This window comes from Kitasatospora sp. NPDC056327 (assembly GCF_042261735.1).
Classification (GTDB): Bacteria; Actinomycetota; Actinomycetes; order Streptomycetales; family Streptomycetaceae; genus Kitasatospora.
In genome coordinates, this window is the sequence record NZ_JBHJRC010000058.1 from 1 (window position 1) to 13,687 (window position 13,687).

The following is a 13,687-nucleotide window of genomic DNA, read 5'->3' on the forward strand; positions in this document are numbered from 1 at the left end:
CGGCCGCGCCCGCCGGGCGGGTGGTGTTGGTGCTTATCGCCGCTTTGGGGGCGGTGAGCGTGGACGCGGTCGCCGACGGGCTCGCCGGCTTAACAGGGGGGGGGCGGGGGGGGGGGGCCGCCCGCCCGCGCCTGCGCGGCGGCCCCGAGGTCCGCGAGCCACCCCTCCAGACCCGCCCGGAGGATCTCCTTCGCCAGCGGCACGTTCGCGTCGACCTGCGGCCCGGTGTGGGTCTCCTCGGTGCTCACCCGCACGCCGCCGCGCACCTCGGTGAAGTTCCAGACGTGCACGCCGTCGATGTGCACGCCCTCCCCGTCCGCGGGACCGGTCCAGCGGACGCAGGAGCGGTCCCGGACCTGCCGCACGGTCGAGGTGATGTCCAGGGCGGTGGCCGGGATCCCGGTCCCGGGCGGCAGCGGGGTCGTCCAGTGGAACGCCGACCCGGCGCGGAAGCGGCCGTGGTCGAGCCGTTCGGCGGTCGCGACGGACCGCTGCCAGGCGGGCCAGCGTCCGACGTCCGTCTGCAGCTTCCAGATGACGTCCAGCGGCGCGTCGATCACGGTCTCGGTCCGGTGGCGGACCTGTGCGGCGGGGTCGACCCCGGCGCCGCGGCAGGTGAGCCCGCCGGCGGGGTGGGCACCGGCGGGCACCGCCGCCCCGGCCAGCAGCCCGACGGCCAGCGGAACGGTGATCACAGCGGCTCGGATGCCGAACATGGCTTCTCCATCTCTAGGTCTCATCACGCTCGTTAGAAGTTCTAACTCCTCATCGTTCGGATAGTCAATAGCTCCCGTGATACCTTCTAACCACCGCGCAGGAGAGGCGACGCACCATGGCGAGGACCGACCCCACCACCCCCCGCGAGCGCTACCGCAACCAGGTGCGCGCCGAGGTCATGGAACGCGCCTGGGAACAGATCGCCACCGCCGGCGCCTCCGCGCTCTCCCTCAACGCGATCGCCAGGCAGATGGGCATGAGCGGCCCCGCGCTGTACCGCTACTTCGCCAACCGGGACGACCTCATCACCGAGCTCGTCCGGGAGGCCTACCGCAACCTCGCCGACACCCTCGCCGCGGCCGCCGCCGGGGGTGCCGACCTGGCCGCCCTCGCCCGCGGCCTGCGCGCCTGGGCCCTCGCCGACCCCCAGCGCTACCTGCTGGTCTACGGCACGCCCGTCCCCGGCTACCAGGCCCCCGAGGACACCACCGCCGTCTCCCGGGAGATCGCCGCCACCCTCCTCGACGCCTGCACGGCCGCCCTGCCCCCCGGCGCCCCCACCACCCCGCTGGCCGGCCACCTCGCCGACCACCGCACCTGGGCCGGCGGCCACCCCGCCCCGCCCGAGGCCCTCGCCCTCTTCCTCACCGTCTGGACCCGCCTCCACGGCGTCCTGTCCCTCGAACTCGCCGGCCACTTCACCGGCATGCGGTTCGACCCCGAGGCCCTCTTCGACTCCGAACTCGCCGCCCTGCTCCCCCGACCCACCCCCGCCGCCGGTCCCACCGCACCGTCCGAAGCCGGCCGGGGCGGGGCGTGACCGCGGCGCCGCACCCCGCGGAACGGGTGCCTGGCATGTCACGGAAGAAGGCGTTCCGTGACGGCGATGCGGGACCGGGCCACCGGCCCGGCCGGGGTGCGGCGCGCGGCGACCGCCGAGGCGCACCCGGCCGCGAGCGCGCCGCGCACTCCCCCGGGCCGACGTCGGAGCAGGTGCCATCGCCCAACCGACCCACCGCCGCAGGGCGGCCCGGGCCCCGACCGGTCACGGCGGGCGGCCGCACGGTCGCCGACCGGTCGCTGTCGTCCTGTCACGAAAGCCTTGTGCCGCCGGGCACAACCGGGCTGGAGTAGCCCGTATACCCCCGGGCCGACCGCATCGGGTCCCAACCTGCCCCGGGGTGGGACGGAGAACGACATGACCACCGAACCCATCCGCTCCGGCAACGGCGCCGGCGCCGCCACCCGGGGGATCGTCGCCGTGACCGGCGCCACCGGCAAACAGGGCGGTGCCACGGCACGCCGGCTGCTGGCCGGCGGCAGGCCGGTGCGCGCGCTGGTCCGGGACCGGACCTCGCCCGCCGCCGTGGCCCTCGCGAAGGCCGGCGCCGAGCTGGCCGTCGCGGACTTCGACGACCCTTCGAGCCTGGTGCCGGCCCTGGCGGGCGCCACGGCCCTGTTCGCCGTCCCGCCGGTCGTCTACGGCCCCTCGGGGAGCGACACCGAGCGGGAGACGGCCCGCGGCCGGGCCCTGGCCGACGCGGCGGCGGGGGCGGGGGTCGGGCAGGTGGTGTTCACCGGCGTCGCCTCGACCTCCGGCAAGGCGTTCGCCGTCCCCGAGAAGCGGCGCGTCGAGCAGTACCTGAGGGAGCGTGTCCCGCAGGTGACCGTGCTGCGCCCGGTGCGGTTCATGACCAACTTCCTCGGGCTGCCCGGCATCGGCTTCGACGGCATCGCCGACGGCGTCCACCGGCACCTCTTCCCGCCGGACGAGCCGCTCCAGATCATCGCCCTTGAGGACATCGCGGAGTTCGCCGCCCTGGCCTTCGAGCAGCCGGAGCGCTTCGCCGGACGGACGCTCGAACTGGCCGGTGACGACCCGACCCCGGTCGAGGCCGTCGCCGCGATCAGTGCCGCGACCGGGATCCCGGTGCGCTACGAACAGCTCACCCATGACGAGGCGTTCGCGCTGAACCCGCAGTTCGCCGAGGTCCGGCAGGACTGGGAGGACGGCCACCGCTGGTACGCCGACATCGAGGTGCTGCGGGTCGTCCACCCCGGCCTGCGCACGCTGCGGGACTGGCTCGCCGAGACCGGCGCGGCCGCGCTGCGCGCCCGGCTGCTCGGCGACGCGTAGCCCCGGGGAGGACGGCCTTCCCCCCGCCCCCCGCGGCTCAGCCCGCGCGCCCCGCCGGCGCCTGCGCGTCCGGCTCCGCCGCGGGTGCGGGCCCGGACGCCAGCACGGCGCGCAGCTCCTCGATGCCGCGCCGCCAGGCCGGCCCCTCCTCGGTCTCGTCCCAGAGTTCGGCCAGCTCGGACTCCTCGGCCACCACCCGGTCGAGCGCCGACACCGCGAGGGGGCGGAGGTCGGCCGGGAAGGCCGGAAGGGCCTCCTGCGGGCCGTAGGCGGTGGTGACCGGCTCGCCACCGGGGCACTGGGCGGCGACGAGGGCGGCGGCGGCCACGGCCGTCACCGCCTCGTCGCAGTCCAGGTAGTCCTCGGCCCCGGTGGCTGCGGCCCCGGCCAGGGTGCTCCGGATCAGTCCGGCGCGCTCGGCCGGGGCCGCCTCGTCCAGCGAACCCGAGAAGTCCGCGGCGGTGTCGTTGTCGAAGTGGCCGGTGTCCCAGGTGCCCATGATGATCTCCTTCGGTCGGGTCGGGAGGATCATGGCACCCCCCACCGACAACGGCACCGGGCCACCGACAACGGCACCGGGCCACCGACAACGGCACCGGGCCATCGACAACGGACCCGCCCAACGGCCGGCGGCACCGCCGGCCCGGCTCAGCCGCCGGCGGCCGCCGTGATGCGGGCCTCCAGCTCGGCCGCCAGCGACTCGACGGCGGCCGGGCTGAACGCGTGCTCGTTGTAGCGGAGCCAGCAGACCAGCGATCCGTCGGGCTGTTCGGTGGCGGCGAGCTCGGGGACGTGCCGGTCCCCGCCGGGCAGCGGGTAGGGGACGGTGGCGCTGCGCGGGACCTCCCAGGCGGTGCAGCTCAGGCCGGGCAGCTGGGCGGGGGCGTTCCAGCTCTCGTAGCGCAGCCAGGCCGCGAACGGCGCCAGCGGGCTGAACTCCGCGAACGGGTAGAGCTGGTGGTCCAGCGCGGCGGTCGCGGTGTCCTTCACCCGGGCGAGGAGTTCGGCGAAGCCCGGCGCGCCGGAGGCGTCGACCCGCAGCAGCAGGGACTGCACGAAGCAGCCGACGGCCTGCTCGGCCTCCGGGCTGGTGCGGCCGGGCACCGGGGTCATCAGGACCAGGTCGTCCTGACCGCTGCGCTCGGCGAGCAGACCGAGCCAGACCGTGGCGAGGGCCTGGAACGGGGTGGCGCCGGCCTCGGCGGCCCGTTCGCGCAGGGCGGTGGCGCGGTCCGCGGGGACGGCCAGGCGGTGGGCGGCGCTGAGCACCGTCTCGGTGTCGGCGCGGCCGGGGAACGGGTGGACCGCCTCGGGCGCGCCGCCGAGGGTCCGGGCGAAGTGGGCCCGGGAGACCGGCCAGTGGGCGTTGGCGCGGGCGACCAGTTCGCCGAGCGTGGGCATCGGCCGGGGCGGCGGCGCGGGACGACCGCGGCGCAGCGCCGAGTAGATGACCCCGAGGTCGCGCAGCAGCACGCCGACCGACCAGCCGTCACCGACGATGTGGTGCACGGCGAGCAGCACGGCGTGGTCGTCGGGTGCCCGGCTGACCACGGCGAGGCCGGTCATCGGGCCCTCGCCGACGTCGGTGAGCCGGTCGCGGACGGCGATCAACCGCGCGGACACCTCGTCGTCGCTCTCGCCCGGGGCGTCGACCAGGATCGCCTCCACTTCCGGCTCCGGGTCGACGACGGCCCGCCGGACCCCCGGCAGGGCGCCGGGCACCGGCACGAACCGGGTGCGCAGCGCCGGGTGGCGGCGCACCGCCTCGTACAGGGCGTCGGTGAGCAGCCGGGCGTTCAGCTCCTCGGTGACCCGGAACATGACGGCGACCGAGCCGACGTTGCGGCCCTCGGCCTCGGCCATCCAGCGCAGGAAGTTCTCCTGCTGGGAGGTGAGCGGGATGTCGTGGGGCTGGGCGCGCAGCTCGCGCAGGAACGGGGAGAGGTCGGCGTCGTCGACCGGCTCCGGCGCCCCGGCGGTCCGCGGGGCGCCGGCGAGCCAGGCGGCCTGGGCCCGCAGCGAGGGGCGTTCGAAGACCAGCGCGGTGGTGGCGGTGACCCCGAACTCGGCGGAGACGGCGGCGGCGAGCTGGACGGCGCGGAAGGAGTCCCCGCCGAGGGCGAAGAACTCCTCCTCGACGGCGTCGACGGGCCGGCCGAGGACCTTGCGCCAGACGGCGGCGAGGGCGTGCTCGTGCTCGGTGGCGGGCGGGGTGCCGACGGCCTCGGGGGCCGGCTCGGCGAAGCGGGCGCGCAGTTCGTGCTTCACGACCTTGCCGCTGGGGTTGCGGGGCAGCCGGTCGGTGAGCAGGATCCGGACGGGCAGTTCGGCGCGGCCGAGCCGGGCGGCGAGGAAGAGCCGCAGTTCGTCGGGGTCGAGGCCGTCGGCGGCGGGCACCACGGCCGCCACCGGGACGGCGCCCATGACGGGGTGCGGGAGGCCGAGCGCGGCGGCGTCGGCGACCCCGGGGTGGGCGTGCAGGACGTCCTCGATGCGCAGGGTGGAGACCTTGAGGGCGCCGGACTTGATGATGTCGCTCTCGCGGTCGACCAGGTACAGGTAGCCGTCGGCGTCGAGCCTGCCGAGGTCGCCCATCCGCACCCAGCCGTCCCGGAAGACGGCGGCCGAGGCCTCGGTGCCGGCGGTGTAGCCGCGCGGCGGGCCGGGCTGGCGCAGCCAGACCTCGCCGACGGCACCGGGTTCGACCGGCCGGCCGTCCTCGCCGAGCAGCCGCAGGTCGCCCGGGTTGGCGGGGCGTCCGACGGAGCCGGGGCGGCGGGCGTCGACGACGGCGGATATCTGGGCGGGGGACGCCTCGGCGGAGGTGTAGGTGTTGACGAGGGTCGCGGTCGGCAGGGCCTCGCGCAGGGCGGCGGCGACGGGGGCGGGCAGGGCGGCGGCGGAGGAGCTGATCATCAGGACGCTGCCGAGGTCGTGCCGCCCGGCGACGCCGGAGTTGAGCAGTTCGACGGCCATCGAGGGCACCAGGAAGACGGTGCCGACCCGGTGTTCGGCGACGGTCCGGCCGAACTCCTCGGCGTCGAAGCGCGGCAGGCAGATCGTGGCGGGCGCGGCGACCAGCGCGTTCACCAGGACCACCTGGGCGGCGTTGGTGCCGATCGGGAAGGCGTGCACGGCGTGTGCGGAGTGGGCGTAGGGGCGCGGGCGCGGGTCGAGCCGCTGGCCCGCGGTGAGGCTGGCGTGGGCGGCGTGCACGCCCTTGGGCGCGCCGGTGGTGCCGGAGGTGCCGATGACCTGGGCGAGGTCGCCCGGGGCGGGCCGGTGCGGCGGTTCGCCGCCGTCGCCGCCGGCCGCCTCCAGGCCGGCGAGCCGCAGGCCGCGCAGACCGGCCGCGGCGGCGCGCCCGTCGTCCTCCCCCGCGGTGACCGCGAGGGAGGACGCGCTGTCGCCGGCCAGCCGCGCGGTGTCCTCGGCGCTCAGGTCCTCGCGGGCGACGACGCCCGCCGCGCCCGCGTAGTGCGCGGCGAGCAGGGCCACCGCGTAGTCGTCCCAGGCGCGGTCGGGGAAGAGCAGCAGCACCCGGTCGCCCGGCCGCACGCCCGCCCGGGCGAGCCCGTGGGCGGCGCGCACCGCGCGCTCCCGCCACGCCCGGTAGTCGAGCACCGGGCGGCCGGGGACGATCAGCGCGGGCCGGTCGGGATGCCGCCGGGCCCGGTCGTCGAGGAGGTCGGGCAGGGTGAGCGCGTCGAGCGCCGGAACGGCGTCGGGGGCAGGGGCGCTGACGGTGGATCGGGTGCTGATGTCGACTCCCGGAAGAGGCCAGGACGGGGCCGCGGCCGATCGGCCGGACAGGGTGGCTGGTCCAGACCGTAGCGGCTCGGCGCCGTCGCCCGCCAGAGCCGTCCGGCCCCGGACGTCACGGGAGTCACCCGGCCGGCGCCCGCTAGCCCGCCCGGAGGGTCCCCGGGGTGTCGCACCGTCAGGCCGCCCCGGGGGCCCGCCCCGCGCCCTAGCGTGGGCCAGCCGACGCGCCGCTCCACCGCAGGGGGCGGCGAGACCGGAGGGAGCACGATGCCCGGACCGAACCGCGGCTTCCCCGTCGCCCTGGTCCTGCTGCTCGTGTGGGCGCTCACCGGGTGCGGCAGCGGCGGCTCCGGGGGTGAGGGCGGCGGCGGGGCGGTCGTGCTCGACTGGTACAACTTCCCCGACGACTCGGGGGCGCTCCAGCAGGCCGCCGACAACTGCGGCCGCGACTCCGGCGGGCGCTACTCGATCCGCTACCACAAGCTGCCGCGCACCGCGGACGGCCAGCGCCAGCAACTGGTGCGCCGGCTGGCCGCGCACGACAGCGGCGTGGACATCATGGGGCTGGACGTCACCTGGACGGCGGAGTTCGCCGAGGCCGGCTGGGCCCGCGAGTGGACCGGGGCGCTGCGCGAGCGGGCGAGCGAGGACACGCTGGCGGCCGCGCTGCGCACGGCCACCTGGAAGGACCGGCTGTACGCCGTCCCGTACAACTCCAACACCCAGTTGCTCTGGTACCGCGACGACCTGGTGCCCGCCGCGCCCGCCACCTGGGAGGAGATGCTGGCGGCGGCACGGCGGCTGGCCGAGCAGGACCGGCCGCACTTCGTCGAGGTGCAGGGCGCCCAGTACGAGGGCCTGACGGTCTGGTTCAACACCCTGGTCACCAGCGCGGGCGGGTCGGTCCTCACCCCGGACGCGTCGGCGCCCTCGCTCGGCGAGCCGGCCGTCGTCGCGGCGCGGGCGATCCGGGACCTCGCCCGCTCCCCCGCCGCCGACCCGTCGCTCTCCAACCAGATGGAGGACGAGAACCGGCTGGCGATGGAGTCCGGAACCGCCGCCTTCGAGCTCAACTACCCCTTCGTCTATCCGTCGATGAAGGAGAACCAGCCCGAACTGTTCCGCCACTTCCGCTGGGCGCCCTACCCCTCCGTGGTGCCCGGGCGGCCGGCCACGGTGACCATCGGCGGCATCGACCTCGCCGTCGGCGCCTACTCCCGGCACCCCGGGGCGGCCCAGGAGGCCGTGCTGTGCCTGCGCAGCCGGGACAACCAGCTGGCCAACGCGCTGGAGGGCGGCCTGCCGCCGTCGCTGCGCAGCCTGTACGCGGCCGCCGAGCTCACCGCGAGCTACCCGTTCGCCGCGGACGTGCTGAAGGCGCTGGACTCCGCCTCGGTGCGGCCGCAGACGCCCGCCTACCAGAACGTCTCGATCGCCGTGGCGCACGCCCTGTCCCCGCCCGCGGAGGTGGACCCGGAGCGGACGGTGGCCGGCCTCGCCGGGCAGATCAGGGACGCGCTCGGCTCGAAGGGGTTGATTCCATGACGGCGGCCAAGCCGGCCGGCCGGCTGTCCGAGGGTTCGCGGCAGGAGCGCCGGCTGGGCCTGCTGCTCTGCGCCCCGGCCGTGCTGGTGATGCTCCTGGTGACGGCCTACCCGGTCGGCTACGCGGTGTACCTGTCCTTCCAGCGCTACGACCTGCGGTTCCCCGACCGGTCGGAGTTCGTCGGCCTCGCCAACTACGGCGCGGTGCTGTCCTCCCCGTACTGGTGGCAGGCGCTCGGGGTGACGGTGCTGATCACCGTGGTGTCGGTGGCGGTCGAGCTGGTGCTGGGCCTGGCGCTGGCCCTGGTGATGCACCGGGCGGTGGTCGGCCGCGGGGTCGTCCGCACGGCGGTGCTGGTGCCGTACGGCATCGTGACCGTGGTGGCGGCGTACTCCTGGCAGTACGCGTGGACGCCCGGCACCGGGTACCTGGCGGAGCTGCTGCCGGAGGGCAGCGCGCCGCTGACCGAGCACTGGCCGGCGATCGGCCTGATCGTGCTGGCCGAGGTGTGGAAGACCACCCCGTTCATGGCACTGCTCCTGCTGGCGGGCCTCGCCCTGGTGCCGGCCGAGACGGTGCGGGCGGCGATGGTCGACGGCGCCGGCTCCTGGCAGCGGCTGCGGCTGGTGGTCCTGCCGCTGATGAAGCCGGCGATCCTGGTGGCGCTGCTGTTCCGGACCCTGGACGCGTTCCGGATCTTCGACAACATCTACGTGCTGACGGGCGGCGCCAACGACACCGGCTCGGTGTCGATCCTCGGCTACGACAACCTGTTCACCGCGCTCAACCTGGGCATCGGCTCGGCGATCTCGGTGCTGGTGTTCCTGTGCGTGGCGGCGATCGCGCTGGTCTTCGTCAGGGTCTTCGGCGCGGCTGCGCCCGGTGGCCCGGCGGAGCGGCGGTGAGCGCCCGGCAGGCCCGGTCGCGGGCGGGCTGGGGCGTGGTGAACCTGGTGGTGGTGCTGTACGCGCTGTTCCCGGTCTGGTGGATCGCCGCGCTGTCCTTCAAGGACCCGGCGACGCTCACCGACGGGGCGTTCGTGCCGCGCACCTGGACGCTGGAGAACTACCGGGGCATCTTCCGCACCACCGAGTTCACCCGGGCGCTGCTGAACTCGATCGGCATCGCGGTGATCGCCACCACCCTCGCCGTGCTGCTGGCCACCATGGCGGCCTACGCGGTGGCCAGGCTGCGCTTCCCCGGCAAACGGCTGCTGATCGGGATGTCGCTGCTGATCGCGATGTTCCCGCCGATCTCGCTGGTCTCCCCGCTGTTCGAGATCGAGCGGCTGCTGGGGCTGTTCGACACCTGGGCGGGGCTGATCATCCCGTACATGACCTTCTCGCTGCCGCTGGCGATCTACACCCTGTCGGCGTTCTTCCGGGAGATCCCGTGGGAGCTGGAGAAGGCCGCCAAGGTGGACGGCGCCACGCCGGCCCAGGCGTTCCGGCTGGTGATCGCGCCGCTGGCGGCGCCCGGGGTGTTCACCACGGGCATCCTGGTCTTCATCTTCTGCTGGAACGACTTCCTGTTCGCGATCTCGCTGACCTCCACGGACGCCGCCCGGACGGTGCCCGCCGCGATCGCCTTCTTCACCGGCAGTTCCCAGTTCCAGCAGCCGACCGGCTCGATCGCCGCCGCGGCCGTGGTGATCACGGTGCCGATCGTGCTGTTCGTGCTGTTCTTCCAGCGCCGCATCGTGGCCGGTCTGACCGCCGGCGCAGTGAAGGGATGACGCGGACCGATGGCGGAGATCGTCCTCGACGGGATCAGCAAGCGCTACCCCGACGGCTCGGTGGCCGTCCACGACCTGGACCTGACGGTCGCGGACGGTGAGTTCGTCATCCTGGTCGGCCCCTCGGGCTGCGGGAAGTCCACCACCCTGAACATGATCGCGGGTCTGGAGGACATCACCGGCGGCACCCTGCGGATCGGCGGGCAGGTGGTCAACGACCGGGCGCCCAAGGACCGGGACATCGCGATGGTGTTCCAGAGCTACGCGCTCTACCCGCACATGACGGTCCGCCAGAACATGGGCTTCGCGCTGCGGCTGGCGAAGGCCGACAAGGCCGTGATCGCCGCCAAGGTCGAGGAGGCCGCCCGGATCCTGGACCTCACCGAGCACCTGGACCGCCGGCCCGCACTCCTCTCCGGCGGGCAGCGCCAGCGCGTCGCGATGGGCCGGGCGATCGTGCGGGACCCCAAGGCCTTCCTGATGGACGAGCCGCTGTCCAACCTGGACGCCAAGCTGCGGGTGCAGATGCGCACCCAGATCTCCCGGTTGCAGCGGCGTCTGGGCACCACGACCGTCTACGTCACCCACGACCAGGTGGAGGCGATGACGCTGGGCGACCGGGTGGTGGTGCTCCGCGCGGGCCTGGTCCAGCAGGTCGGCCCGCCGCAGACGCTGTACGACGAGCCGGCCAACCTCTTCGTCGCCGGGTTCATCGGCTCCCCGGGGATGAACCTGCTGCGGGGGCGGCTGGAGGAGGGCGTGCTGCGCACGGCGCTCGGCGACCTGCCGCTGGACGACCGGCTGCGCCGGCGGCTGACGGCGGCGGGCGCGCCGCGCGAGGTGGTGGTCGGGATCCGCCCGGAGCACTTCGAGGACGCCGCGCTGCTGGAGCACCCGGTGGGCGGCGCGCGGGTGACGGTCGGGGTCGAGGTGGTCGAGTCGGTGGGCTCCGACGTGTTCGCGCACTTCACCGTCGAGGGCGACGCGGTCTCCGGCGGCGGTCTGGAGGAGGTCGGCGCGCAGCAGCGGGAGGCGGGGGCCGGTGCGCCCGGCCGCGAGGTGGTGGCCCGGATCGGCACCGCCACCCGGGCGGCCGAGGGCGGCCCGCTGGAGCTGTGGATCGACACCGCGCGGTTGCACGTCTTCGATCCGGCCTCCGGAACCGCGCTGAGCGGCGGGCACCGCGGGGATTAGGACGCGGGCGAACGGGCAGGCGGGGGCGCGAACCGGTCGCCCGCCGACCGGGGCGGCCGTCCGCCGGACGTGCCGTGCCGGGCGGTTCGGGCGATCATGAGGGAACGTGCCTCGAAAGGTGGAATGCGATGTTCCAGCTCCTGTGGATTCTGCTCATCGGCTTCGTGCTCGGCGTGATCGCCAAACTGATCCTGCGCGGCCCCCAGTCGATCCCGTGGTGGCTGACCATGCTGCTCGGCGCGGCCGGGGCCTGGCTGGGCAACGCGGTGGCCGGCTGGGTGGGCGTGCGGCACACGTCCGGGATCGACTGGATCCGCCATCTGCTCCAGATCGCGTTCGCCGTCGGCCTGGTGGCCGTCGTGGCCCCCGCCTGGGCCTCCCGCCGGACCAGATGACGATCCGGCGCGACGGCGTCCCGCACGGCGCGGCTAGACTCGCACGGCCGTAGTACGAACGGCCGTTGTCACGACGGCGGCCGGAGCACTGGACGACCGTCCGACCCGGCGCGGACAGCGACGACCGCGCCGGCCCGCGGGCGCCGGAATCGCGAGGGAACAGAACATGGTCGAGGCCTCCCCGAAGGTCGTTGTGGTCGTGCCCACCTACAACGAGCGGGAGAACCTTCCGGTCCTCGCCGGGCTGCTGGCCGGCCTCGAACTGCCGAACCTGCACCTGCTGGTGGTCGACGACAACTCCCCCGACGGCACCGGCGAGGTCGCCGACGGTCTCGCCGCCGGGTCCGGCGGCCGGATCTCGGTGCTGCACCGCACCGTGAAGGACGGCCTCGGCCGGGCGTACACGGCCGGGATGACCCGGGCCCTGGAGGACGGCGCGGACGTGGTCGTCCAGATGGACGCCGACCTGTCGCACCCGGCCTCGGTCCTGCCGCTGATGGTGAGCACCCTGCTGGCCGGCGACACCGCCGTGGTGCTCGGCTCCCGCTACGTGCCGGGCGGGTCCACCGCCGAGGAGTGGCCGTGGCACCGCAAGGCGCTCTCCTCCTGGGCCAACCTCTACGTCAACACGATCCTGAGCCTCGGGGTGCGGGACGCCACCGCCGGTTACAAGGCCTGGCGGGCGGAGACCCTGCGGGCCATCGACCTGCCGTCGGTGCGCAGCAACGGGTACTCGTTCCAGGTCGAGCTCAACCACCGGGTGGTGCGCCGCGGGCTCACCATCAAGGAGGTACCGATCCGCTTCGAGGAGCGGGTCGAGGGCGCGTCCAAGATGAGTCTGGGCGTGCAGGTGGAGTCGGCGCTCGCCCCGTGGAAGCTGCTGCGCGAGGGGCGCCGCCGGCCGTAGCGGAGCCGGCCGCAGGGCCGGGGAAGGAGCGCGCGTGACCGTGGCACCGGAGCGGGCCGTCGCCCTGGCGCGGCGTGCCGCCCGCGAACCGTTCGCCGTCCAGACCGCCCGGGCGACCGTCGCCGCCACGATCTCCTACCTGGTGGCGACCTGGCTCAGCAGCGAATCCGCCCCGCTGACCGCACCGCTGACCGCGCTCCTGGTCGTCCAGGTCACCGTCTACTCCACGCTCACCACCAGCATCCGCCGGGTGAACTCGGTGGTGGTCGGCGTGCTGATCGCGATCGGCTTCAGCACGGTGGTCGGCCTCTCGTGGTGGAGCCTCGGGCTGATCATCCTCGCCTCGCTGGTGATCGGCCGGTTCGTCCGGGTGGACGAGTTCGTCCAGGAGGTCGCGATCAGCGCGATGCTGATCCTCGGCGTCAGCCAGGTGACCTCCCGGGCCTGGGACCGGGTGCTGGAGACCCTGATCGGCGCGGGGGTCGGCCTGCTGTTCAACCTGCTCTTCGCCGCACCCGTCTGGGTGGACACCGCGGGCGAGTCGATCGAGGACCTCGCGCGCCGGGCCCGCCAGCTGCTGACCGACCTCGGCGACCAGCTGGGCCGGCCGACCCCGGTCGCGGACGCCGCCGAGCGGCTGCACGAGGCCCGCCGGCTCGACCAGGCGATCGCCGACGTCGACGCCGCGCTGCGCCAGGCCGAGGACAGCCTGCGGTTCAACCCGAGGATCAGCGAGGGGCTGCTCTCCCGGCTGGTGCTGCGCACCGGGCTGGACACCCTGGAGATCTGCGTGGTGGTGATCCGGGTGATCTCGCGCTCCCTCACCGACCTCGCCAAGCGGCGCGCGCCGGGCGAGCCGCTGGTCGGGCCGGACCTCGCGCTGGCGATGGAGGAGCTGCTCGCGCACGTCGGCGGCGCGCTGGTGAGCTTCGCGGTGCTGGTGACCACCCAGGTCAGCCGGAACGCCGAGGAGGCCGAACGGCGGCTGACCGCCGAGCTCAGCGCCGCCTGGGCGAGCCGGGAGAACGTCGCCCGGCTGCTGCTGGAGCAGGTGCGGGCGCATCCGGAGGCCTGGCACCTGCTGGGGTCGCTGCTGACCGAGGTGGACCGGATCCTCGACGAGCTGGACCTGGAGCACCGCTCGCGGCGGCTGATGGAGGAGCTGGACCGGGCGTCGGTGGCGAGCCGGGAACGGTTCTCCCGGCTCGGCCGGGTGCGCCAGTGGATGCGCGGCGAGCGGCCCCGGTCGGCCCGGGCGCGCCGCCGCAAGCGGGCGGGCCCCGCGTGATCCG

General features: G+C 74.9%; 12 protein-coding genes. 9 read left to right on the top strand and 3 right to left on the bottom strand.

All coding sequences use genetic code 11. From position 1 onward, the window contains the following. Positions 1-89: 89 nt before the first annotated feature. Positions 90-716, bottom strand: a complete 627-nt coding sequence (locus ACFCX4_RS11645; protein WP_376140915.1) for an SRPBCC family protein — start codon at positions 714-716, stop codon at positions 90-92. A gap of 116 nt (positions 717-832) precedes the next feature. Between ACFCX4_RS11645 and ACFCX4_RS11650 the strand changes: the two genes are divergently transcribed. Then, positions 833-1,537 carry a TetR/AcrR family transcriptional regulator gene (locus tag ACFCX4_RS11650; RefSeq protein ID WP_376140917.1) on the top strand — a complete coding sequence of 235 codons (705 nt, stop codon included), beginning with the start codon at positions 833-835 and terminating at the stop codon, positions 1,535-1,537. 378 nt (positions 1,538-1,915) lie between these two features. Then, a complete protein-coding gene (locus tag ACFCX4_RS11655) occupies positions 1,916-2,854 on the top strand; it encodes an NmrA family NAD(P)-binding protein (protein ID WP_376140918.1) in 939 nt (312 codons plus the stop codon). 37 nt (positions 2,855-2,891) lie between these two features. Here the strand turns inward: ACFCX4_RS11655 and ACFCX4_RS11660 are convergent, their stop codons facing one another. Next, on the bottom strand, positions 2,892-3,353 hold the full coding sequence (locus tag ACFCX4_RS11660; protein WP_376140920.1) for a DUF4259 domain-containing protein: 462 nt from the start codon (positions 3,351-3,353) through the stop codon (positions 2,892-2,894). A gap of 149 nt (positions 3,354-3,502) precedes the next feature. Next, positions 3,503-6,712: an AMP-binding protein gene (locus tag ACFCX4_RS11665; RefSeq protein WP_376140968.1), complete on the bottom strand. Its 3,210-nt coding sequence runs from the start codon at positions 6,710-6,712 to the stop codon at positions 3,503-3,505. A 174-nt stretch (positions 6,713-6,886) separates the two neighbouring features. Between ACFCX4_RS11665 and ACFCX4_RS11670 the strand changes: the two genes are divergently transcribed. From ACFCX4_RS11670 to ACFCX4_RS11700, 7 genes are all read left to right on the top strand, one after another. Beyond that, positions 6,887-8,164, top strand: a complete 1,278-nt coding sequence (locus ACFCX4_RS11670) for an ABC transporter substrate-binding protein (RefSeq protein WP_376140922.1) — start codon at positions 6,887-6,889, stop codon at positions 8,162-8,164. Beyond that, positions 8,161-9,069: a carbohydrate ABC transporter permease gene (locus ACFCX4_RS11675; protein WP_376140924.1), complete on the top strand. Its 909-nt coding sequence runs from the start codon at positions 8,161-8,163 to the stop codon at positions 9,067-9,069. Before ACFCX4_RS11670 ends, ACFCX4_RS11675 begins: the two co-directional genes overlap by 4 nt. Beyond that, positions 9,066-9,899 carry a carbohydrate ABC transporter permease gene (locus ACFCX4_RS11680; RefSeq protein ID WP_376140926.1) on the top strand — a complete coding sequence of 278 codons (834 nt, stop codon included), beginning with the start codon at positions 9,066-9,068 and terminating at the stop codon, positions 9,897-9,899. The genes ACFCX4_RS11675 and ACFCX4_RS11680 overlap by 4 nt, the downstream gene beginning before the upstream one ends. Positions 9,900-9,908: 9 nt before the next feature. Continuing rightward, entirely contained in the window at positions 9,909-11,093 is a 1,185-nt protein-coding gene (locus tag ACFCX4_RS11685; RefSeq protein WP_376140928.1) for an ABC transporter ATP-binding protein, read from the top strand. Between the two features lie 128 nt (positions 11,094-11,221). Beyond that, a complete protein-coding gene (locus ACFCX4_RS11690; RefSeq protein WP_376140930.1) occupies positions 11,222-11,488 on the top strand; it encodes a GlsB/YeaQ/YmgE family stress response membrane protein in 267 nt (88 codons plus the stop codon). 166 nt (positions 11,489-11,654) lie between these two features. Continuing rightward, on the top strand, positions 11,655-12,395 hold the full coding sequence (locus ACFCX4_RS11695; protein ID WP_376140932.1) for a polyprenol monophosphomannose synthase: 741 nt from the start codon (positions 11,655-11,657) through the stop codon (positions 12,393-12,395). Positions 12,396-12,429: 34 nt separating this feature from the next. Beyond that, positions 12,430-13,683: an aromatic acid exporter family protein gene (locus ACFCX4_RS11700; RefSeq protein WP_376140934.1), complete on the top strand. Its 1,254-nt coding sequence runs from the start codon at positions 12,430-12,432 to the stop codon at positions 13,681-13,683. Positions 13,684-13,687 lie beyond the last annotated feature (4 nt).